The organism is Streptomyces sp. DG2A-72, assembly GCF_030499575.1.
In the GTDB taxonomy this organism is placed as follows: domain Bacteria; phylum Actinomycetota; class Actinomycetes; order Streptomycetales; family Streptomycetaceae; genus Streptomyces.
Genome location: NZ_JASTLC010000001.1, coordinates 1,704,589 through 1,726,389, shown reverse-complemented (window position 1 = coordinate 1,726,389; position 21,801 = coordinate 1,704,589). Strand labels below are relative to the sequence as shown.

At 70.4% G+C, this 21,801-nt stretch carries 22 protein-coding genes; 13 read left to right on the top strand and 9 right to left on the bottom strand.

Annotation, left to right across the window (positions count from 1 at the left end; translation table 11 throughout):
- Positions 1 to 150: 150 nt before the first annotated feature.
- Positions 151 to 1,491 carry a transcriptional regulator gene (locus QQY66_RS08375; protein ID WP_301978454.1) on the top strand — a complete coding sequence of 447 codons (1,341 nt, stop codon included), beginning with the start codon at positions 151 to 153 and terminating at the stop codon, positions 1,489 to 1,491.
- Positions 1,492 to 1,565: 74 nt separating this feature from the next.
- A complete protein-coding gene (locus QQY66_RS08370) occupies positions 1,566 to 2,111 on the top strand; it encodes an NUDIX hydrolase (RefSeq protein ID WP_301978453.1) in 546 nt (181 codons plus the stop codon).
- A 14-nt stretch (positions 2,112 to 2,125) separates the two neighbouring features.
- Here the strand turns inward: QQY66_RS08370 and QQY66_RS08365 are convergent, their stop codons facing one another.
- Together QQY66_RS08365 and QQY66_RS08360 are read right to left on the bottom strand one after the other, a co-directional pair.
- On the bottom strand, positions 2,126 to 2,383 hold the full coding sequence (locus QQY66_RS08365; RefSeq protein ID WP_301978452.1) for a hypothetical protein: 258 nt from the start codon (positions 2,381 to 2,383) through the stop codon (positions 2,126 to 2,128).
- A gap of 193 nt (positions 2,384 to 2,576) precedes the next feature.
- The gene (locus tag QQY66_RS08360) at positions 2,577 to 3,437 is read right to left on the bottom strand and encodes a 3-hydroxybutyryl-CoA dehydrogenase (protein WP_301978451.1); all 861 of its coding nucleotides are present in this window, start codon (positions 3,435 to 3,437) and stop codon (positions 2,577 to 2,579) included.
- Positions 3,438 to 3,604: 167 nt separating this feature from the next.
- On the opposite strand from QQY66_RS08360, the gene QQY66_RS08355 reads away from it, so the two are divergent.
- Complete coding sequence (locus QQY66_RS08355; RefSeq protein ID WP_301987232.1) at positions 3,605 to 4,828, top strand: glycoside hydrolase family 10 protein; 1,224 nt, start codon at positions 3,605 to 3,607, stop codon at positions 4,826 to 4,828.
- Between the two features lie 115 nt (positions 4,829 to 4,943).
- On the opposite strand, the gene QQY66_RS08350 is transcribed toward QQY66_RS08355, so the two are convergent.
- Positions 4,944 to 5,138 carry a DUF1918 domain-containing protein gene (locus QQY66_RS08350; protein WP_301978450.1) on the bottom strand — a complete coding sequence of 65 codons (195 nt, stop codon included), beginning with the start codon at positions 5,136 to 5,138 and terminating at the stop codon, positions 4,944 to 4,946.
- Between the two features lie 95 nt (positions 5,139 to 5,233).
- Positions 5,234 to 6,148 carry a DMT family transporter gene (locus tag QQY66_RS08345; protein WP_301978449.1) on the bottom strand — a complete coding sequence of 305 codons (915 nt, stop codon included), beginning with the start codon at positions 6,146 to 6,148 and terminating at the stop codon, positions 5,234 to 5,236.
- On the opposite strand from QQY66_RS08345, the gene QQY66_RS08340 reads away from it, so the two are divergent.
- The 3 genes from QQY66_RS08340 (at position 6,147) to QQY66_RS08330 (ending at position 9,084) form a co-directional block, all read left to right on the top strand.
- Positions 6,147 to 7,610: a PLP-dependent aminotransferase family protein gene (locus QQY66_RS08340; protein WP_301978448.1), complete on the top strand. Its 1,464-nt coding sequence runs from the start codon at positions 6,147 to 6,149 to the stop codon at positions 7,608 to 7,610. The genes QQY66_RS08345 and QQY66_RS08340 overlap by 2 nt on opposite strands.
- Before the next feature lie 16 nt (positions 7,611 to 7,626).
- Complete coding sequence (locus QQY66_RS08335; protein WP_301978447.1) at positions 7,627 to 8,361, top strand: class I SAM-dependent methyltransferase; 735 nt, start codon at positions 7,627 to 7,629, stop codon at positions 8,359 to 8,361.
- A 129-nt stretch (positions 8,362 to 8,490) separates the two neighbouring features.
- Positions 8,491 to 9,084, top strand: a complete 594-nt coding sequence (locus QQY66_RS08330; protein WP_301978446.1) for a histidine phosphatase family protein — start codon at positions 8,491 to 8,493, stop codon at positions 9,082 to 9,084.
- Here the strand turns inward: QQY66_RS08330 and QQY66_RS08325 are convergent.
- On the bottom strand, positions 9,066 to 9,509 hold the full coding sequence (locus tag QQY66_RS08325) for a DUF6314 family protein (protein WP_301978445.1): 444 nt from the start codon (positions 9,507 to 9,509) through the stop codon (positions 9,066 to 9,068). The two genes, QQY66_RS08330 and QQY66_RS08325, sit on opposite strands and share 19 nt — an antisense overlap.
- Before the next feature lie 128 nt (positions 9,510 to 9,637).
- Here QQY66_RS08325 and QQY66_RS08320 point away from each other — a divergent pair, with 128 nt between their 5' ends.
- Entirely contained in the window at positions 9,638 to 12,115 is a 2,478-nt protein-coding gene (locus QQY66_RS08320) for an alpha-L-arabinofuranosidase C-terminal domain-containing protein (protein ID WP_301978444.1), read from the top strand.
- Between the two features lie 13 nt (positions 12,116 to 12,128).
- On the opposite strand, the gene QQY66_RS08315 is transcribed toward QQY66_RS08320, so the two are convergent.
- Complete coding sequence (locus QQY66_RS08315) at positions 12,129 to 13,364, bottom strand: cysteine desulfurase (RefSeq protein ID WP_301978443.1); 1,236 nt, start codon at positions 13,362 to 13,364, stop codon at positions 12,129 to 12,131.
- 81 nt (positions 13,365 to 13,445) lie between these two features.
- Between QQY66_RS08315 and QQY66_RS08310 the strand changes: the two genes are divergently transcribed.
- On the top strand, positions 13,446 to 14,054 hold the full coding sequence (locus QQY66_RS08310) for an ABATE domain-containing protein (RefSeq protein ID WP_301978442.1): 609 nt from the start codon (positions 13,446 to 13,448) through the stop codon (positions 14,052 to 14,054).
- Positions 14,055 to 14,335: 281 nt separating this feature from the next.
- Here QQY66_RS08310 and QQY66_RS08305 read toward each other — a convergent pair whose 3' ends face one another.
- Positions 14,336 to 15,034: a DUF6215 domain-containing protein gene (locus QQY66_RS08305; RefSeq protein ID WP_301978441.1), complete on the bottom strand. Its 699-nt coding sequence runs from the start codon at positions 15,032 to 15,034 to the stop codon at positions 14,336 to 14,338.
- A 137-nt stretch (positions 15,035 to 15,171) separates the two neighbouring features.
- Here QQY66_RS08305 and argC point away from each other — a divergent pair, with 137 nt between their 5' ends.
- The 5 genes from argC to QQY66_RS08280 are packed head-to-tail and all read left to right on the top strand — an operon-like array spanning position 15,172 to position 20,005.
- Positions 15,172 to 16,200 (top strand): N-acetyl-gamma-glutamyl-phosphate reductase, encoded by a 1,029-nt coding sequence (gene argC / locus QQY66_RS08300; protein ID WP_301978440.1) that lies wholly within the window; start codon positions 15,172 to 15,174, stop codon positions 16,198 to 16,200.
- A complete protein-coding gene (gene argJ / locus QQY66_RS08295) occupies positions 16,197 to 17,348 on the top strand; it encodes a bifunctional glutamate N-acetyltransferase/amino-acid acetyltransferase ArgJ (RefSeq protein WP_301978439.1) in 1,152 nt (383 codons plus the stop codon). Before argC ends, argJ begins: the two co-directional genes overlap by 4 nt.
- Complete coding sequence (argB, locus tag QQY66_RS08290) at positions 17,345 to 18,259, top strand: acetylglutamate kinase (RefSeq protein WP_301978438.1); 915 nt, start codon at positions 17,345 to 17,347, stop codon at positions 18,257 to 18,259. Before argJ ends, argB begins: the two co-directional genes overlap by 4 nt.
- The gene (locus QQY66_RS08285; RefSeq protein ID WP_301978437.1) at positions 18,256 to 19,458 is read left to right on the top strand and encodes an acetylornithine transaminase; all 1,203 of its coding nucleotides are present in this window, start codon (positions 18,256 to 18,258) and stop codon (positions 19,456 to 19,458) included. Before argB ends, QQY66_RS08285 begins: the two co-directional genes overlap by 4 nt.
- 7 nt (positions 19,459 to 19,465) lie before the next feature.
- On the top strand, positions 19,466 to 20,005 hold the full coding sequence (locus QQY66_RS08280; protein ID WP_301978435.1) for an arginine repressor: 540 nt from the start codon (positions 19,466 to 19,468) through the stop codon (positions 20,003 to 20,005).
- Positions 20,006 to 20,089: 84 nt separating this feature from the next.
- On the opposite strand, the gene QQY66_RS08275 is transcribed toward QQY66_RS08280, so the two are convergent.
- Both QQY66_RS08275 and QQY66_RS08270 read right to left on the bottom strand, forming a co-directional pair.
- Complete coding sequence (locus QQY66_RS08275; RefSeq protein WP_301987230.1) at positions 20,090 to 21,229, bottom strand: RNA polymerase sigma factor; 1,140 nt, start codon at positions 21,227 to 21,229, stop codon at positions 20,090 to 20,092.
- Between the two features lie 8 nt (positions 21,230 to 21,237).
- Positions 21,238 to 21,645, bottom strand: coding sequence for a YciI family protein (locus QQY66_RS08270; RefSeq protein ID WP_301978433.1), 408 nt, complete (start codon positions 21,643 to 21,645; stop codon positions 21,238 to 21,240).
- Positions 21,646 to 21,801 lie beyond the last annotated feature (156 nt).

Here is a 21,801-nt window from a genome sequence, read left to right as displayed (position 1 = left end):
CCGGCCGGCCTCTGACGAGGCATTTCAGTCAACCGGTCGGCAACTCTCCGCAACAGCGCGCGCACGGTGCGGATTCGCGCACTCGGTTCACACCCCGTGTGAAGACGGAACCACTAATCTGACGCCACCGAGCCACCCGGGGGGCAACCCATGCAGCCCAACACTCTGCTCGACGCGATCCTGGACGAGGCGGGGATCTCACACGCGGGACTGGCCGCACACGTGAACCAGGCGGGACGGGCCCGCGGCCTCGCGCTCAGGTACGAACACACCGCCGTGGCACGGTGGTTGAAGGGCCAGCGCCCCCGCGGCCAGGTCCCCGACCTGATCTGCGAGGTACTTGCCGCCCGACTGCAACGCTCCGTCACACTCGACGACATCGGCCTCGGCGTGCCCGGCGAGCCGTCCGCCCCGCACGGCACCTCGCTGTCCGGCTTCGTCGAGCGGGCCACCGCGCTGTGGCGCTCCGACGAACAGCAACGCCCGCACATCCTGGGCGCTCCCGCCGTCACCGGCACGCCCGCCGTGATGCCGGTCTGGGAGTGGGAGAACCCGCCGGAGGACGTCGACGTCTCCCGCGGCGGCCGGCACCGGGTCACCCCCTCCGACCTGGAGATGCTGCGCGCCGCCCGTACGCACTACGAGCAGATGTACCGCAAGGCCGGCGGTATGGCGACCCGCACCCGGATCGTCGGCTTCCTCAACTCCGAGGCCGCGCCGCTGCTGCGCGGCAGTTACACCGACGCCACCGGCCGCCAGGTGCACCGGGCCACCGGCGGGTTGGTGGCGATCGCCGGGATCTGCGCATACGACTCCGATGCCCACGGGCTCGCCCAGCGCTACTTCCACCAGGCGCTGAGGCTCGCGAAGGCCAGCGGGGACCGGGGACTCGGGGCGTACATCATCGCGCTCCTCGTCAACCAGGCCCTGTTCATGCGGGAGCACCGCCAGGCCGTGGCCTTCGCGGAGGCCGCGCTGCGGGCGGCGGGCAAGCACATCACCCCGGCTCTCGCCTCCGACCTGTACGCGATGCAGGCGAAGGCGTACGCGCACCTGGGCGACGGCACGAGCGCCCTGTCCTGCATCCGGCGTGCCGAGACGGCCGCCGAACGCATCCGGCGTGGATACGAGCCCGACGAGACGGGCTATGTCCAGCCGGGACTCGTCAACGTCCAGGTGGCTGAGGCGCTTCTCAGCCTCGGTGAGCTGGCGGCGGCGGGGGAGCATGCCGCGGCTGCCGTCGGAAACCCGGCCCACGATCGCGGGCGGGTGCACCGGCTCGCCATGCTCAGCACGATCGAGTTGCGGCAGGGCAACGCGGACAAGGCGGTGGCCACCGCGGTGCAGATGGCCGAACAGGCCCGGGGGATGGAGTCCCAGCGGCTGCGCGACAGACTCCGGGCGGTACGCGAGCACTTGGTGCGCAGCGGCTGTGCGGGCACGGCCGAGGCTGCCGAACTCATCGACGGAGCACTGCGCGTACCGCTGTAATCCGGCGCTCGAACACCGACACTCATAGTCCCTGCTGCGATATTGCCACTTACTCGACGGAAGGTGGCAGAACCGTGCAGTGGACGAAACAGAACGAACAAACTGTGTATGAAAACCGCTGGTTCACCGTCAACCTGGCAGACGTGGAGCTGCCTGACGGTCGGCACCTGGACCACTTCCTCATACGGCTGCGGCCGGTCGCCGTGGCCACAGTGGTCAACGAGGCCAATGAAGTGCTCCTCCTGTGGCGCCACCGCTTCATCACCGACAGCTGGGGGTGGGAACTCGCGGCGGGCGTCGTCGAGGACGGCGAGGACATCGCCTGCGCGGCCGCCAGGGAACTCGAGGAGGAGACCGGATGGCGGCCGGGACCGCTGCGCCACTTGATGAGCGTGGAGCCGTCCAATGGGCTCACCGACGCCCGGCACCACATCTACTGGGCCGACGAGGGCGAGTACATCGGACAGCCCGTGGACGACTTCGAGTCGGACCGCCGGGAGTGGGTCCCCCTCAAACTCGTCCCCGACATGGTCGCCCGTGGGGAGGTCCCGGCCGCCAACATGGCGGCCGCGTTACTGATGCTGCACCACCTCAGGCTGGGGCAGGACGTCTTGCCCTGATGCGACGTCCCTGATCAATGCCCTACTGCCTGCCAGATCGCCACGACGAGAGCACCCACGGCGGTGAGGGCGGCGATCGCGGGCAGTGGCCAGCGCGCGTGTTCCAGTGTGTTGATCCGGGTGTTCAGCTCGTCGAGTTCCTTGGCGGACTCCTCGGTACGGTGCGTGAGCAGAGCCAGGTCGCCCTCCACGCGGGCGTATGCGACGTCGAGGCGACGTCGTAACTCTGCGAGTTCACCTGTTACGACCGGATGCTCGGGATCGGCGGTCACGAGTCCGCTCCTTTCCGTAGTCGTGTCTCATCCCTGGCATGCGCAGAGAAAGTGAACTCGCCTGGTGGGTGTGTGGGGAGAGTGTGCGAGGGGCATATGCGAGCCCGGCGCGCACACGGTGTGTGAATGACACGGGCCCGGCACCTCTTCGGTGCCGGGCCCGTGTACTTGGCCGGAATCTGACCGTCCGTAATCAGCCGTAGGTGTAGAAGCCCGACCCCGACTTCCGGCCCAGCCGGCCCGCGTCCACCATGCGCTGCAGCAGCGGGGGAGCGGCGTACAGCGGCTCCTTGTACTCCTCGTACATCGAGTACGCCACCGAGGCGACCGTGTCCAGGCCGATCAGGTCGGACAGCTTCAGCGGGCCCATCGGGTGGGCGCAGCCGAGTTCCATGCCGTTGTCGATGTCCTCGAGGCTGGCGATGCCCGACTCGAACATCCGGATCGCGGAGAGCAGATAGGGGATCAGCAGCGCGTTGACCACGAAGCCGGAGCGGTCCTGGGCGCGGATGGCGTGCTTGCCGAGCAGCTTCTCGGCGAAGGCCTGGGCCCGGCTGAGCGTGCCCTCGGAGGTGGTGAGCGCCGGGATCAGCTCGACCAGTTTCTGCACCGGGGCCGGGTTGAAGAAGTGGATGCCGATGACGTGGTCGGGCCGCGAGGTGGCGACCGCGAGCTTCACCAGCGGGATGGAGGAGGTGTTGGAGGCGAGGATCGCGTCCGGGCGCGTCACGACCTGGTCGAGCACCTGGAAGATCTCGGTCTTCACCTGCTCGTTCTCGACGACGGCCTCGATCACCAGGTCGCGGTCGGCGAACTCGCCGAGGTCGGTGGTGAAGCCGAGCCGTGCCTGCGTCGCCTCCAGCTCCTCCGCCGTGATCTTGCCGCGCTCGGCCGCCTTGGAAAGGGAGTTGAACAGCCGGGTGCGGCCGATCTCCAGGGCCTCGCCGGTGGTCTCGGCGACCTTCACGTCCAGTCCGGCGCGGGCGCACACCTCGGCGATGCCCGCTCCCATCTGTCCGCAGCCCACGACTCCGACGCGTTGGATGTCGGTCACATCGTCCCCTTACTGATCGACGCCTGCGGCAGGCCGCCATTTGTGTGGAGCCTGCTCCGATCGTGCACGTTACCCGTAAGTATCGATGATCGATCGCCGGGGTACGGGCATCCTGGGCGCGGAGACGATCCGTGACCGAGCGGGTCCGCAGCGTATGGGGTGTGCAGATGGGACGGTTGTCACGTCGGGCGTTCGCGGTGGCCGCGCTGGCGGCCCTCACACCGGCGTCGAGTGCGGCGGCCGTGCCGCGGCATCCGCGGGCGGCGACCGAGATGCGCGGCATGTGGCTGGCGACCGTGGCCAACCGCGACTGGCCTTCCCGGGCGGGCCTGAGCCCGTCCCAGCAGCGGGCGGAACTGGTCACCCATCTGGACACCGCGGTCCGCAACCGCCTCAACACCGTGATCTTCCAGGTCCGCCCGACGGCCGACGCGCTGTGGCCCTCGCCGTACGAGCCCTGGTCGCAGTACCTCACCGGCACCCAGGGCAAGGACCCGGGCTGGGACCCGCTCGGCTCGGCCGTGGCCGAGGCGCATGCCCGGGGCCTGGAACTGCACGCCTGGTTCAACCCGTTCCGCATCGCCAATCACACCGACCCGCAGCGGCTCGTCGCCTCGCACCCGGCCCGCAAGCACCCGGACTGGGTGGTGACGTACGGCGGGAAGCTCTACTACAACCCGGGGCTGCCCGAGGTCCGCGCCTTCGTCCAGGAGGCCATGCTCGACGCGGTGCGCAAGTACCCCGTCGACGCCGTTCACTTCGACGACTACTTCTACCCGTATCCGGTGGCGGGCCAGACCTTCGACGACGCCGCCGCCTTCGATCTGTACGGCGGCGGCTTCGCGGACCGGGCCGACTGGCGGCGGGACAACATCAACCGGCTGGTGGGCGAGATGGCGGCCCGGATCAAGTCGATCAGGCCGGGCACGCAGTTCGGGATCAGCCCCTTCGGGGTGTGGCGCAACGCCACCACGGACTCCCTCGGCTCCGACACCCGGGCGGGGGTGCAGACGTACGACGACCTGTACGCCGACACCCGCAGGTGGGTCCGCGAGAACTGGATCGACTACATCTGCCCGCAGCTGTACTGGAACATCGGCCTCGCGGCGGCCGACTACGCCAAGATCCTGCCCTGGTGGGCCTCGGCCGTACGGGGCAGCGGGACCCGGCTGTACGTGGGCGAGGCGCTCTACAAGGCGGGCGACCCGGCGCAGCCCGCCGCCTGGCAGAACGCCGGCGAGCTGTCCCGGCATCTCACGCTCGCCAAGAACCATCCGGAAGCGCGCGGACATGTCTTCTTCGCCGCGAAGGACGCGGCGACGGACCGGATCGGCGCGATGGCACGGGTCGTCGCCGACCACTACGGGCGGCCGACCAGGCCCCCACGCTGACCGAGCGGGACTGGTGAGGTCCGGGCGCGCAACAGCGCCCCGTCAGGGGCGCGGGGGAACTGCGCGACCAGCCCCCACCGACCCGCAGCAAGCGAACCGCCCATCCAGCGGAGCGCTAGTGTCGGGTTTCCTTGTGGCGGATCTCGGTGTCGGGGCCCGGTGAGCACACGCCCTCGTGCCCGTCCTCGAACTTGACGCGGTACGGGGGGTTGCCCTCGCGTCCCATCACTTCGACGATCTCGCCGACCTTGTCGTGCTGTCCGACCACCCTGCCGTGCTGGACAAGCTGGTCGCCCACGGTTGCACGCATCTTGTAGGGCCTCCTCACCTCGTGCGGGAGCAACGGTCCTTCGGCCTTGAGTTTACGGCGCGGGGCGCCGGTTGGGACGGGGCCGTACGGCCTACTCAGCCGCGTGCCCTCTGTGTGACGGCGATACACACGAGCACCGCCGCCGCCGTGAGCGGGGCGGCCACTGTCAGGTGCTCGCCCAGCAGCAGCACCGACCACACCAGTGTGAGCAGCGGCTGGGCCAACTGCAACTGGCTGGCCTTCGGGATGCCGATCGCCGCCATGTCGCGGTACCAGACGACCAGGCCGAGGAACTGCGAGCCCGCCGCGACCCACAGCAGTCCGGTCACGCTGTGCGCGGTCAGCCGCACCGGCTCGTACGACAGGGCGAGCGCGGCGGCGGGCACACCGATCGGCAGACACAGCACCAGCGCCCAGCCGACGACCTGCCAGCCCGGCATGGTGCGGGCCAGTCGGCCGCCCTCGGTGTAGCCGGCCGCGCACACCAGCAGCGCCCCGAAGAGATACAGGTCGGCGATGGTCAGCGCCCCGCCGCTCTGCTGCACGGTGAAGACGACCACCGCGGCGGCGCCCACGAGCGCGGCCGTCCAGAAGGTGCGCGAGGGGCGGGTGCCGACCCGCAGGGCGGAGCAGAGCGCGGTGGTCAGCGGGAGCAGGCCGACCACGACGGCGGCGTGCGCGGTGGTCGAGGTCCGCAGAGCGAGGGTCGTCAGCAGCGGGAAGCCGACGACGACCCCGGCGGCGACCACGGCCAGTCCCGGCCAGTGCGCTCGTCCGGGCGGCGGCACCCGCAGTACCAGCAGACAGCCGCCCGCGATCAGCGCCGCGAGCACGCTGCGCACGGCCACCAGGGACCACGGCCCGAACCCCTCCAGGCCCCATGCGGTCGCGGGGAAGGTGAGGGAGAAGGCGACGACTCCCAGGGCGGCCTGAAGAGTGCCGATCGAGGTACCGGGCCGACCGCTGACCGCTATCCCGGTCGGAGCGATAGCGCTACTCTGTGTTCTCATGCACAAGCGTAGCAGCGTCGGTGAACTGGTGAGACAGCTGCGACAGGAACTCGACCGCTACTCACCAGGTGGAAAGCTCCCGTCTAGCCGGGCACTCGTCGAGCGGTACCGGGTCAGCCCGGTGACCGTCTCGCGCGCCCTGGCGCAGCTGGCCGCCGAGGGCCTGGTGGTGACCCGCCCCGGCGCCGGTGCCTTCCGTGCCAGGCCCCGGACGACCGCCGCGCCCGCCGGGGACACCTCCTGGCAGGAGGTCGCGCTCAGCGCGGACGGCGCCTCCGACGTCGTACCGCGCTCGGTGGACGCGTCCGGAGTCGTGGTCTCGCTCGCCGCTCCGCCGCCCGGAGTGATCGAGTTCACCGGCGGCTATCTGCACCCCACCCTCCAGCCCGAGCGTGCGCTGACCGCCGCGCTGGCCCGTGCGGGACGCCGGCCCGGAGCGTGGGGCCGGCCGCCGATGGACGGACTGCCGGAGCTGCGTGAGTGGTTCGCGCGTGAGATCGGCGGCACCGTCACCGCCGCCGAGATGCTGGTCGGCGGGGGCGGCCAGGCGGCGCTGACCACCGCGTTCCGCGCGCTGGCGCCGCCCGGCGCACCCGTCCTGGTCGAGTCGCCGACCTACCCGGGCATGCTGGCCATCGCCCGCGCGGCCGGGCTGCGGCCGGTTCCGGTGCCGGTCGACCCGGACGGCGTGCGCCCCGCCCTGCTCGCCGACGCGTTCCGGGCGACCGGGGCCCGGCTCTTCGTCTGCCAGCCGCTGTTCCAGAACCCGACCGGGGCGGTGCTCGCCGCGGACCGCCGCGCGGAGGTGGTCGCCATCGCACGGGAGGCGGGCGCGTTCGTGATCGAGGACGACTTCGTACGACGGCTGGTGCACGAGGACGCGGGCCCGCTGCCGCGTCCGCTGGTCGCCGACGACCCCGACGGAGTCGTCGTCCACGTCAGCTCGCTCACCAAGGCCACCTCGCCCAGCTTCCGGGTGAGCGCGATCGCCGCACGCGGCCCGGCGCTGGAACGCCTGCGCGCCATTCAGATCGTCGACACCTTCTTCGTGCCGCGCCCCCTCCAGGAAGCCGCGCTCGAACTCGCCGGCTCGCCCGCCTGGCCACGCCATCTCCGGTCGCTCTCCGCGGAGTTGAAGACACGCCGCGACACAATGACGGCCGCGCTCCGCGCCGGCCTCCCCGAACTCGCCCTGCCGCACATCCCGTCCGGCGGCTACCACCTGTGGCTGCGCCTGCCCGACGGCACCGACGAGGCCCTTCTCACCGCCGCCGCCCTGCGCGCGGGAGTCGCGCTCACCCCCGGCCGCCCCTACTTCAGCGCCGAACCCCCGGCCGGACATGTGCGGTTGAGCTTCGCGGCCGTGGCGGGGACGGGCGAGATCACGGAAGGGGTACGGCGGCTGCGTACGGCATTCGACGAGGTGACCGGGCGAAAATGGCAGGCGTCCGCGCGGCCGTGAGCGGTACGGTCCCGGCGTGGACGACAAGGATGGGTACTTCGGAGAGAGCGTCGCGGCCGGGTACGACCGGTCGGCGGCGGACATGTTCCGCCCGGAGGTCGTGAATCCGGCGGTCGACCTGCTGGCCGAACTCGCCGGCGACGGCGCGGCCCTGGAATTCGGCGTCGGCACCGGCCGGATCGCGCTGCCGCTCGCCGCGCGCGGGGTGCCGGTGCGCGGAATCGAGCTGTCGCGGGCGATGGCGGACCGGCTGCGCGACAAGCCCGGCGGCGACGAGGTCGCCGTGACCATCGGCGACTTCTCGACGACACAGGTGGCGGGCGAGTTCACGGTCGCCTACCTCGTCTTCAACACGATCAACAACCTGACGACGCAGGACGCCCAGGTGGACTGCTTCCGCAACGCCGCCGGGCATCTGGCACCCGGCGGCTGTTTCGTCGTCGAGGTCGGCGTACCGCAGCTGCGCCTGCTGCCGCCGGGTCAGACCGCCGTACCGTTCACCATCAGCCCCACCCGATGGGCCTTCGACACCTACGACGTCGCCACCCAGGCGATGAGTTCGAACTACGTCACCATCGTCGACGGCCGCGCCGAGCACTGGTCCCTCCCGTTCCGCTATGTCTGGCCTTCCGAGCTGGACCTGATGGCCCGCCTCGCCGGGCTGCGGCTACGGGACCGCTGGCAGGGGTGGTCCCGTGAGCCGTTCACGGGGGAGAGCGAGCGGCATGTCTCGGTCTGGGAGAAGCCGTAGGAAGCCAGTCGCGTTTTTCGAGTGAATTGCCCCATCGGTCCTGACCGTGAGGTAAGGTCTCGCGCACCCTGGGTAACTCCCGAGTAATCCCCCTTGACCTGCACACTTTCCACGACTCACGATCCCCGTATGCAACTTCGGGTCACGTTCGTCGCCGCCGCGCGCAGCTCGCCGCTGCTGGCGGAGCGGTTCGAGGACGACCGGCCGCTGGATCAGGCGGGCTGGGACGAGGTGCAGCGGGCCGCGCAGGATCTCATTCCGCTGGCGGCGGCCGAGCTGCGCTACTGCTCGCCGACGCCGCGCAGCCGTGCCACCGGTGACGCCCTCGGCTATGCACCGCTGGTGCAACTCGCGCTGCGCGACTGCGACATGGGCCGCTGGCGCGGGCTCACGCTGGGGGAGGCGATGGCGCGTGAGCCGGAGGCGGTGGACGCCTGGCTGGCCGACCCGCGCGGCACGCCGCACGGCGGTGAGTCGCTGCTCGCCTTCATCACCCGTGTCGGCGGCTGGCTCGACACCCGGCCGGTCGACGACGGAGGCCGGATCGTGGCCGTGGCCGAGCCTTCGGTGATCCGCGCGGCGTTGGTGTACGCGCTGAAGGCGTCGCCGTCGACGTACTGGAACATCGACGTCCGCCCCTTGTCGACGACCACGGTCACGGGCCGGGCGGGGCGCTGGAATCTGCGCTTCGAGGGGGCCTCGGCTCAGCCCACGCGCGCGTAGTCGGTCGTGAGGACCAGGTCCTTCGCCGGGCCGCGCACCCGCCACACCGTCCGCCAGTGGTCCGCGTCGGTGACGGTGAACTCGCCCCGGTAGAGGTCGGCCGAGCACGGATGGTCGGCCGTGTGCCGTCCGGACGTCAGGTCCAGGTCGTGGAACGGGCGGCCGTCCGCGAACCGTACCTCCGCCGCACCCGGCTCCCGGGACGGCAGGAAACGCAGGGTCCGTTCGGCGGGCCGGGGAACGCCTTGCCAGACGAAGATGCCGGACTCCTGGTGCAGCAGTCCGCCGCCTTCGAGCGGGCTGAACGCGGTCGTCCCGCGGAACTCCCCCCGCTCGTCGCCGGCGAGATCCCGCACCGACCGCTCCACCCGCCACTGCCCGGCCAGATACGCCAGCACATCCGGCACTGGCCAGAACTCGCCCATTCCGTACCGCTTTCCGTCACATGTGCTGCTGCGCGACCCATTGACGCGCCTGGGTCCCCTACCTATCTTGCCGTTCGAAGTGCTGACCATAGTCCGATATTTCGAACAGCTAGAGCCGCGGAGTATCCATGTCACGCACCACCCGCTGGAGACAAGGCGTCACCGCCACCGCCCTCCTGATGGCGGCCGTCGCCCTGCCCGCCCCGGCGCACGCCGAGGACGTCACCGACTACGCGATCACCGTCGACCCCGCCTCCCAGGGCGCGAAGATCGACGACACGATGTACGGCGTCTTCTTCGAGGACATCAACCGGGCCGCCGACGGCGGACTGTACGCCGAGCTGGTGCAGAACCGGTCCTTCGAGTACTCCACAGCCGACAACAGCTCGTACACGCCGCTGACCTCCTGGGCGGTCGCCGGGACGGCCGAGGTCGTGAACGACGCCGGGCGTCTCAACGAGCGCAACCGCAACTACCTCTCCCTGGCCGCCGGTTCATCGGTCACGAACGCCGGATACAACACCGGCATCCGCGTCGAGCAGGGCAAGAGGTACGACTTCTCGGTGTGGGCCCGCGCCCAGAGCGGCACCACGCTCAGCGTCACCCTGAAGGACGCGCCGGGCACGCTGGCGACCACCCGCCAGGTCGCCGCGAAGGGCGGCTGGACGAAGTACACGGCCACCTTCACCGCGACCCGCACCAGCAACCGCGGCCGCCTCACCGTCGCCTCGTCGGGCGCCGCCTCGCTCGACGAGGTCTCCCTCTTCCCGCGCGACACCTACAAGCATCAGCCGAACGGCCTGCGCAAGGATCTCGCCGAGAAGATCGAGGCCCTGGACCCCGGCTTCGTCCGCTTCCCGGGTGGCTGCCTGGTCAACACCGGCTCCATGCAGGACTACAGCGAGGCCTCCGGCTGGCAGCGCAAGCGCTCGTACCAGTGGAAGGACACCATCGGCCCGGTCGAGCAGCGCGCCACGAACTCCAACTTCTGGGGGTACAACCAGAGTTACGGTCTCGGCTACTACGAGTACTTCCGCTTCTCCGAGGACATCGGCGCGATGCCGCTGCCCGTCGTACCGGCCCTCGTCACCGGCTGCGGCCAGAACCGGGCCACCGACGACGAGGCGCTGCTCCAGCGGCACATCCAGGACACCCTGGACCTCATCGAGTTCGCCAACGGCCCCGTGACGAGCAAGTGGGGCAAGAAGCGTGCGGAGATGGGCCACCCCAAGCCCTTCCACCTCACGCATCTCGCCGTCGGCAACGAGGAGAACCTGCCCAACGAGTTCTTCGCCCGCTTCCAGAAGTTCCGCGCCGCGATCGAGGCCAAGTACCCGGACATCACGGTCATCTCCAACTCCGGCCCGGACGACGCCGGCGCGACCTTCGACACCGCCTGGAAGCTCAACCGCGAGGGCGACGTCGACATGGTCGACGAGCACTACTACAACAGCCCGCAGTGGTTCCTGCAGAACAACGAGCGCTACGACAGCTATGACCGCAGCGGCCCGAAGGTCTTCCTCGGCGAGTACGCCTCCCAGGGCAACGCCTTCAAGAACGCGCTGTCCGAAGCCGCGTACATGACCGGCCTGGAGCGCAACGCCGACATCGTCAAGCTCGCCTCCTACGCCCCGCTGCTCGCCAACGAGGACTATGTGCAGTGGCGCCCGGACCTGATCTGGTTCAACAACCACGCCTCCTGGAACTCGGCCAACTACGAGGTCCAGAAGCTGTTCATGACCAACGTCGGCGATCGTGTCGTCCCGTCCACCGCGACCGACACCCCGAACGTCAGCGCCCCGATCACCGGCGCCGTCGGCCTGTCGACCTGGGCGACCAGTGCGGCGTACGACGATGTCAAGGTCACCGGCGAGGACGGTTCGACGCTGTTCGGCGACGACTTCTCCGGTGACGCGTCGAAGTGGACGCCGGGCGGCACCGGCAGCTGGAGCATCCAGGACGGGCAGTACGTCCAGACGGATGCCGCCGTCGAGAACACCCTGGTCACAGCCGGCGACCCGGCCTGGAAGAACTACGACCTGCATGTGAAGGCCACCAAGAAGTCCGGCAAGGAGGGCTTCCTCGTCGCCTTCGGGGTCAAGGACACCGGCAACTACTACTGGTGGAACCTGGGCGGCTGGAACAACACCCAGTCCGCGATCGAACAGGTCGTGGACGGCGGCAAGTCGACGTTGATGTCCAAGGCCGGGTCGGTCGAGACGGGCCGTGCCTACGACATCGACATCAAGGTGCGGGGCCGTCAGGTGACCCTCTACCTGGACGGACAGGAGTGGGGCAGCTTCGCCGACGACAAGCCGGCCGAGCCGTTCCGCCAGGTCGTCACCAAGGACGCGAAGACCGGTGACCTGATCGTCAAGGTCGTCAACGCCCAGTCCGCTCAGGCCCGTACGGCGATCGACCTCGGCACTGCCAAGGTCGCCTCCAAGGCCCGGGTGACCACCCTGGCCGCCGACCCGGACGAGGTGAACACCGAGACGGACACGCCGGTGACTCCGGCGACGTCCACCTTCCAGGGGGTTGCCAAGAAGTTCACGTACACCTTCCCGGCGAACTCGGTCACCTTCCTGCGGATCAAGCAGAGGTGACGTTCCGGGCGGCTCAGGCGACGCCGAAGTACGCCTGGGCCGCCCGCACGCCTTCCACCAGCGCGTCGACCTCGGCCGGTGTGTTGTAGACGTAGAAGGTCGCCCGGGTCGTCGCCGGGATGCCGTACCGCTTGACGATCGGACGGGCGCAGTGGTGGCCCACGCGGACCGCGACACCGCGCTCGTCCAGGATCTGGCCGACGTCGTGCGGGTGGATGCCGTCGACAGTGAAGGAGACGGCCGAGCCGCGGTCGGCGAGGTCGCGGGGGCCGACGATGCGGACGCCGGGAATCTCGCCGAGCAACTGCAGGGCGCGGGCGGTCAGTTCATCCTCGTACGCCGCCACCTCGGCCATGCCCAGTGACTCCAGGTAGGCCACGGCCGCCGCAAGGCCCACCGCCTGGGACGTCATCGGGACGCCCGCCTCGAAGCGCTGGGGCGGCGGCAGGAAGGTGCTGTGGTCCATCTCGACGATCTCGATCATCGAGCCGCCGGTGAGGAACGGCGGGAGATCCGCGAGGAGTTCGCGTCGGCCCCACAGGACGCCGATGCCGTTCGGGCCGAGCATCTTGTGCCCGGAGAAGGCGAGGAAGTCCACGCCCAGGCCGGTCACGTCCACCGGTCGGTGCGGGACGGACTGGGCGCCGTCGACCACCACCAGAGCGCCGAACTCGTGGGCGCGGTCGGCGAGTTCGCGCACCGGGTTGACCGTGCCCAGGACATTGGACTGATGGCTGACGGCGACGACCTTCGTCCGCTCGTCGATCAGCTCGTCGATCCGGGCGAGGTCGAGTCGGCCCTCGTCGGTCAGCCCGAACCAGTCCAGCGTGGCGCCGGTGCGCTCGGCGAGCTGCTGCCAGGGGACGAGATTGGCGTGGTGCTCCATCTCCGTGACGACGATCCGGTCACCGGGACCGACACGGCCCGCGTTGCCCAGCGCGTACGCGACCAGGTTGATGCCCTCCGTCGTGTTCTTGGTGAACACGACCTCGTCCTCGGCCGCCCCGACGAACCCCGCGATCGTGCGGCGCGCGCTCTCGTACGCCTCCGTCGCCTCCCCGGCGAGCTGATGCGCGCCGCGGTGCACGGCCGCGTTGTGCGTGAGGTAGAACTCCCGCTCCGCGTCCAGGACCTGGAGCGGTTTCTGGGTGGTGGCGCCGGAGTCCAGGTAGACGAGACGCGCGCCGCTGTCCATCGTCCGGCCCAGGATGGGGAAGTCCTTGCGCAGCGCGTCCACGTCGAAGCCCACGGCCACTCACCTCTCACGGTTTCTGTGATGGTTCACCGTGAGGCACGCTAGGCATTCTCACGGAGAACCGCAACCATTAGCATGAGATCCGTGGATCACGACGCCCCTGTCTACCTGCACCAGCTCCTCGTCCCCGGAGAGGAGCGCTACACCTCGCTGGCCCTGGTCAACACGCGCTTCACCCTCAGCCACGGCGACATCGACCTGCTCGACGACACCGAGTCCGCGCACCTGTGGCTCGTACGCCATGAGCTGCTGCCGGACCGGGTGGCCCTGAGCGGCAGGCAGTTCGGGCGGCTCCTGGGGCTGCGGGAGGCGGTGCGGGCGCTCTTCGAGGCGTACGACGCCCACGAGCGGCCCGCCGTCGACGATCTGGCCACGGTCAACTCCGCGCTCGCGGCGGCCCCGTCCACCCCCCGGCTCGCCTGGACGTCCGACGGCCCGCACCGCGCCGACGAACCCGACGCCGGCAACCCGGCCGCCGCCGCGCTCTCCCTGCTCGCCGAGGACGCCACCGACCTGCTCACCGGCTCCGAGGCCGAGCAGCTGACCGAGTGCGCCGCACAGGGCTGCGCCCGCTGGTTCCTGCGCTCGCACGGAGCCCGGCGCTGGTGCACCACGAAGTGCGGCAACCGGGTGCGGGCGGCGCGGGCGTACGCGGCGAAGCGTGGCAAGGAGTCGCCCGGGTAACTCGGTTGCACCCCGGCGATGTCGGCCGCGAACTTTTTTCGGTGGCCCGCGCCGCCTGTTGTGGTCCGCGCCGACGCGCACGTTCCGCACTCGCTCGGGCCACCAGGATCCGTGCTGGCCTCGCGCCGTGCTCGAGCTCGCCTGAGACCTCGCACCCGCGCGCTGCAACCGGAATCAGGATGCGGCCGCGATGTCGCTGTCCCCGCCGCCGGCGCGAGCGCGTCGGCCGGTCGGGTGGGCGGGGGTACCGGATGATCGGCGACCGACCCGGCGCGAGCGCGTCACTTGCCGGCTGTCCAGCCCGGGATCGCCGGCAGCACCTTCTCGGCGACGTCGAGCAGTACCTCGTCGTTCGGCACCCTGCCGTCCGCGCGCCACATGGCCAGGTCGAAGGAGCCGCCGCTGTCCTTGGCGTCCTGGGCCACGGTGAGGGCGCGGGCGGGGACACCGGGAGCGCTGGAGGAGTCGCCTCCGTCGAGCCGGAAGTCGAGGGCGATGGTCTGGGACGAGTAGAAGGTCGCCGGGCGGCCCAGGACCTTCCGGTCACGCGCGTCACGGCCCAGCAGCTGGGCGGATCCGGTCACCGGAAGGTCGTCGTAGGTGGCCGTCAGTTCCACGGTGTAGGTCGCGAACTCGACCCTCGCCGAGGGAGTGGCGACCTGCTCGCCGTCGGACTCCCCGACGGAACTGTCGCTGCCGGACACGGTGGTCGCGGTCTCCCCGGGCGTGCCGAGCAGCCTGGCGAGGTCGGGACGGTGCAGGGCCTCGCACAGCTGCTGCCCGGAGACCTGACCGGAGGCGGGGGGCGTCTCGGGCTTGTCGTCCGAGCATGTGGGAGCCGGTGGGGAGCTGTCCTGTGCGGCCGAGGTCTTCGCCATCGTCCAGAAACCGGCGGCGAGTGCCCCCACCAGCACTATGGCCGCCACGGCCTGCCCCACAGGGCTCGGGTCCTTCGTGGGCGCGCCGATATTGTCTGCCATGTCCCCCGCTTACTGTGATCCCCCTGTGGATGCCGGGGGACCCTATCCCGCTGATCAACAGACGGACAACCGAATTCGGCGGGATTGCATAAACGTGCAGCGAAACGTATAGTCATGCTCTCCAGGAGGAGGTTGTCATGGCGGTACGTGCGGCAGTGGCCGGAGCGAGTGGGTACGCGGGCGGTGAGCTGCTGCGTCTGCTGCTGGTGCACCCCGAGGTCGAGATCGGCGCCCTGACCGGGAACTCCAACGCCGGTCAGCGGCTCGGCGCGCTCCAGCCGCACCTGCTGCCGCTGGCCGACCGGGTGCTCCAGGAGACGACGGCGGACGTCCTCGCCGGGCACGATGTCGTCTTTCTCGCGTTGCCGCACGGACAGTCCGCGGCCGTCGCCGAGCAACTCGGACCGGATGTGCTGGTGGTCGACATGGGGGCAGACTTCCGGCTGCGGGACCCGGGGGACTGGGAGAAGTTCTACGGTTCCGCGCACGCCGGGACCTGGCCGTACGGCCTCCCCGAACTGCCGGGCGCCCGCGCTGTGCTGGAGGGGTCCAAGCGCATCGCGGTGCCCGGTTGCTACCCGACCGCCGTCTCGCTGGCACTCTTCCCGGCGTACACGGCCGGCCTCGCCGGGACCGAGGCCGTGATCGTCGCCGCGTCCGGCACCTCCGGCGCGGGCAAGACGCCCAAGCCGCATCTGCTGGGCAGCGAGGTCATGGGGTCCATGTCGCCGTACGGCGTGGGCGGCGGCCACCGGCACACCCCCGAGATGATCCAGAACCTCAGCGCCGCCGCCGGTGAACCGGTCGCCGTCTCGTTCACGCCGACGCTTGCGCCCATGCCGCGCGGGATCCTCGCCACGTGTAGTGCGCAGGCGAAGCCCGGCGTCACCGGCGAGTCCCTGCGCGCCGCCTACGAGAAGGCATTCGCCGACGAGCCCTTCGTCCATCTGCTGCCCGCGGGACAGTGGCCCGCCACGGCGTCCGTCCACGGTTCCAACGCCGTTCAGGTGCAGGTCGCATTCGACGAGGCCGTGGGCCGCATCATCGCGATCAGCGCGATCGACAACCTGACCAAGGGCACCGCGGGCGGTGCCGTCCAGAGCATGAACCTCGCCCTCGGGCTCGACGAGACCACCGGGCTTTCCACGATCGGAGTCGCACCGTGAGTGTCACGGCAGCAAAGGGATTCACGGCGGCGGGCATCGCCGCCGGGATCAAGGAGAACGGCAACCCGGACGTGGCCCTCGTGGTCAACAACGGGCCCCGCCTCGCCGCCGCGGGCGTCTTCACCTCCAACCGCGTCAAGGCCGCGCCGGTGCTGTGGTCCGAGCAGGTGCTGAAGGGCGGGCAGGTCTCCGCGATCGTCCTCAACTCCGGTGGCGCCAACGCCTGTACGGGGCCGAAGGGCTTCCAGGACACGCACGCGACCGCCGAGAAGGTCGCCGACACGCTGGGGCTGAACGCCGCCGAGGTCGCGGTCGCCTCCACCGGACTCATCGGGATCCTGCTCCCCATGGACACGCTGCTGCCCGGCGTCGAGACCGCCGCCGAGGCGCTGAGCGAGCACGGCGGCGAGAAGGCCGCCATCGCCATCAAGACCACCGACACCGTCCACAAGACGTCCGTCGTGACCAAGGACGGCTGGACCGTCGGCGGCATGGCCAAGGGCGCGGGCATGCTCGCCCCCGGCCTGGCCACCATGCTCGTCGTCCTCACCACCGACGCCGACCTCCGCGCCGACGTCCTGGACAAGGCACTGCGCGCCGCGACGCGTACGACCTTCGACCGCGTCGACTCCGACGGCTGCATGTCCACCAACGACACCGTGCTGCTGCTCGCGTCCGGCGCCTCGGGGATCACCCCGGCGTACGAGGAGTTCGCCGAGGCCGTACGGACCGTCTGCGACGACCTCGGCCAGCAGCTCATCCGGGACGCCGAGGGCGCCAGCAAGGACATCAAGGTCGAGGTGATCAACGCCGCGACCGAGGACGACGCCGTCGAGGTGGGCCGCTCCATCGCCCGCAACAACCTCCTCAAGTGCGCGATCCACGGCGAGGACCCCAACTGGGGGCGGGTGCTGTCCGCCATCGGAACGACGTCCGCGGCCTTCGAGCCCGACCGGCTGAACGTCGCCATCAACGGCGTCTGGGTGTGCAAGAACGGCGGCGTCGGCGAGGACCGCGACAAGGTCGACATGCGCTACCGCGAGGTGCACATCGTCGCCGACCTCGCCGCGGGCGCCGAGACGGCCACCATCTGGACCAACGACCTGACCGCCGACTACGTCCACGAGAACAGCGCCTACTCCTCATGAGCAACGCACCCGCGCGCAAGCACACCGCGCTTCCCAAGGCCCAGATCCTCATCGAGGCGCTGCCCTGGCTGGTCCGGCACAACGGCAAGACCGTCGTGATCAAGTTCGGGGGCAACGCGATGGTCGACGAGGAGCTGAAGGCCGCCTTCGCCCAGGACGTCGTGTTCCTGCACCACGCCGGCCTCAAGCCGGTCGTCGTGCACGGCGGCGGCCCGCAGATCAGCGCCGCCCTCGACAAGCACGGCATCGTCAGCGAGTTCAAGGCGGGCCTCAGGGTCACCACCGAGGACGCCATGGACGTCGTACGCATGGTGCTGGCCGGGCAGGTGCAGCGGGAGCTGGTCGGGCTGCTCAACCAGCACGGGCCGCTCGCCGTCGGCCTGACCGGCGAGGACGCGCACACCATCACCGCCATCAAACACCAGCCCCAGATCGACGGCGAGTTGGTCGACATCGGGCGGGTGGGCGAGATCACCGAGATCGACACGGGCGCGATCGAGGCACTGCTCGCCGACGGCCGGATCCCGGTCGTCTCCTCGATCGCCCGCTCCCAGGACGACGGACATGTCTACAACGTCAATGCTGATACGGCGGCTGCGGCACTCGCTGCTGCGCTGGGCGCCGAAACCCTCATGGTCCTCACGGACGTCGAGGGCCTCTACGAGGACTGGCCGAACAGCGACGAGGTGATCAGCCGCCTCACCGCTTCCCAACTGGAGAAGCTGCTGCCGGAGTTGTCCTCCGGCATGGTGCCGAAGATGGAGGGCTGTCTGCACGCGGTGCGAGGCGGCGTGACCACCGCCCGGGTCATCGACGGCCGGGTCCAGCACTCGATCCTGCTGGAGATCTTCACCGACGAGGGCATCGGCACGATGGTCGTGCCCGACGAGCAAGAGGGGGATGCCGTATGACCGCCAATCAGGAACTGACCACGCGGTGGCAGGGCGCGCTCATGAACAACTACGGCACTCCGCGACTGCCGCTCGTGCGCGGGGAGGGCGCGAAGCTCTGGGACGCCGACGGCAAGGAGTACGTCGACTTCGTCGGCGGTATCGCGGTCAACGCGCTCGGTCACGCCCACCCGGCGATCGTCGAGGCGGTGAGCCGGCAGATCGCCTCGCTGGGGCATGTGTCGAACCTGTTCGTCGCCGAGCCGCCGGTCGCGCTCGCCGAACGGCTGCTGCAGCTCTTCGGGCGGGACGGCAGGGTCTTCTTCTGTAACTCCGGGGCCGAGGCCGTCGAGGGTGCGTTCAAGATCGGGCGGCTGACCGGGCGGTCGCACATGGTCGCCACCGACGGCGGCTTCCACGGCCGCACCATGGGCGCGCTCGCGCTCACCGGGCAGCCCGGCAAGCAGGCGCCCTTCCTTCCGCTGCCCGGCGATGTCACCCACGTCCCGTACGGCGACGCGCAGGCGCTGGCCGCCGCGGTCACCGAGGAGACGGCCCTCGTCATCATCGAGCCGATCCAGGGCGAGAACGGGGTCGTGGTCCCGCCGACGGGCTATCTGAAGGCGGCCCGCGCGATCACCGCCGCCACGAGCAGCCTGCTGGTGCTGGACGAGGTGCAGACCGGGATCGGGCGTACCGGGCACTGGTTCGAGTACATGGCGCACGAGGGCGTCCTGCCGGACGTCGTCACGCTCGCCAAGGGCCTCGGCGGCGGGCTGCCGCTGGGCGCGACCGTGGCCTTCGGGCGGGCGGCCGAACTGCTCCGGCCCGGGCACCACGGCACGACCTTCGGCGGCAACCCCGTCGCCTGCGCGGCCGGACTCGCCGTGCTCGACACCATCGCGAACGACGGGTTGCTGGAGAACGTCAAGCGGCAGAGCGAGAGCTTGCGCCACGGAATCGAGTCACTGAACCACTCGTTGATCTCCCATGTCCGGGGCGCGGGGCTCCTGCTGGGTATCGTGCTCACCGAGCCGCTTGCGCCACAGGTGCAGCACGCGGCCCAGGACGCCGGTTTCCTGGTGAACGCGCCCGCCCCCGATGTCGTACGACTGATGCCGCCCCTCAACCTGGGCGACGACGCGGTGGACGCCTTCCTCCGGGCGCTGCCCGGTGTCCTGGACGCGGTGACCGAAGGGGACGGACATTCCGGAGAATGAGACGACGATGAGCCAGGCGCAGGATCACGAGCAGCCGAGCGGGCCTGCCGTGCCGCAGACCCGCACCGCGCGTCACCGCCGGATCGTGGACATCCTCAACCGGCAACCCGTGCGGTCGCAGAGCCAGTTGGCGAAGCTGCTCGCCGATGACGGGCTGACCGTCACGCAGGCGACGCTCTCCCGCGACCTGGACGAGCTGAACGCGGTCAAGATCCGCAACACCGACGGCGACCTGATCTATGCGGTGCCGAGTGAGGGGGGTTTCCGTACCCCGCGCGCTCCGCTGGGGGAGTCGGCGAAGGAGGAGCGGATGCGGCGCCTCTCCGCGGAGCTGCTGATCTCCGCGGAGGCTTCGGCGAACCTCGTGGTCCTCCGTACCCCGCCCGGTGCCGCGCAGTTCCTCGCCTCGGCGATCGACCAGGCCGAGCTGCACGACATTCTGGGGACGATCGCGGGTGACGACACGTTGCTGCTGATCAGCCGGAATCCTACGGGTGGGCAGGCGCTCGCGGATCATTTGCTGCGGTTGGCTCAGAACGGGCACTGAGGGGGGTGGGGCGGTGTTTTTGCCGGGTGCGGGTGAGTGGGGGCTTGTCGCGCAGTTCCCCGCGCCCCTGAAGGGGCGCTAGCGTCACCGTTGGGTATTGAGGCGGGCCGCCTGGCGCGTCAGGTGGTTGCGTTCCGCGAGCGTGGGGGCCTTTTGGGCTGCCTCGGAGTACAGCTGGGCCGCCGTCTTCAGGTGGCCGTCGCGCTCGTGGAGGTAGGCGGCGACCGCGGTGTAGCGGGGGAGTGAGTCGTCCAGCTCCGCGAGCGCTGCCAAGCCGGCGCGCGGTCCGTCTGCCTCGCCTACGGCGACCGCGCGGTTGAGCCGGACGACCGGGTTGTCGGTGAGGCGGGTCAGCTCGTCGTACCACTCGACGATCTGCACCCAGTCGGTCTCCTCGGCGCAGGGCGCGTCCGCGTGGAGGGCCGCGATGGCGGCCTGGGCCTGGAACTCGCCGAGCCGGTCGCGGGCGAGGGCCGTCTGCAGGATCTCGACGCCCTCGGCGATCGACTTGGTGTCCCACCTGCTCCTGTCCTGCTCGGCGAGCGGCACCAGGCTGCCGTCGGGCGCGGTCCGGGCCGCGCGCCGGGCGTGGTGGAGCAGCATGAGGGCGAGCAGCCCGGCCACCTCGGGGTGGTCGATCGCCGCCGCGAGCTGCCGGGTGAGCCGGATGGCCTCGGCGGCGAGGTCGACGTCGCCGGAGTAGCCCTCGTTGAAGACCAGGTAGAGGACGCGCAGCACGGTGGCGACATCGCCGGGCTGGTCGAACCGCACGCCGGAAACGGTCCGCTTGGCCCGGCTGATGCGCTGCGCCATCGTCGCCTCGGGCACCAGGTAGGCCTGGGCGATCTGACGGGTGGTGAGGCCGCCGACGGCGCGCAGCGTGAGCGCGACGGCGGACGAGGGTGTCAGGGAGGGGTGCGCGCAGAGGAAGTAGAGCTGGAGGGTGTCGTCCACCGCGGGCGCGGGGCCTGGTACCGGCTCCTCCTCTACGACGTCCTCGCGTCGGCGTCGGGCGGTGTCCGCCCGGGTCGCGTCGAGGAACTTGCGCCAGGCCACGGTGACCAGCCAGCCCTTCGCATCCCGAGGCGGGTCGGACGGCCAGACGCGGACCGCCTCGACGAGCGCGTCCTGTACGGCGTCCTCGGCCGCCGCGAAGTCTGCTCCGCGGCGGACGAGGACGGCGAGCACGCTCGGCGTGAGGCTGCGGAGCAGGGCCTCGTCCATGGATGAGGTCACTCCGTGACGGTGGGCTGCACGCCGTAGAACGGGCGCAGTTCCAGCCACTCGTGGATCGTCTTCCCGCCCGCCCCGGGCGCGGCCGACAGTTCCCCGGCCAGCTCGACGGCGCGCTCGTAGCTGTCGACGTCGATCACCATCCAGCCGGCGATGAGGTCCTTGGTCTCGGCGAACGGTCCGTCGGTGACCGGCGGGCGCCCCTCACCGTCGTACCGGACCCACGTCCCCTCAGGGGCGAGGGCCACCTCGCCGACGAACTCGCCGGTCTTCTCCAGCCGCTCCGCGAAGTCCCGCATGTACTGCACGTGCGCCGAGATCTCCTCCGGCGTCCACTGGTCCATGGGCACGTCGTTGACCGCAGCCGGGGCACCGCGGTAGTGCTTGAGCAGCAGGTACTTGGCCATGGTGATTCTCCTCCGTGTGATGCGACCCATTGTGGCCGCGTTCACTGCAGGGACGGAGCCGACCACGGGTTCTCGACATCACCGGGCGACTTTTTTTCTGCCCACCCAGTCGCAGCTGCGGGCATGCGTGCCGCCTGGGGCGGCACGGGTGGGCGC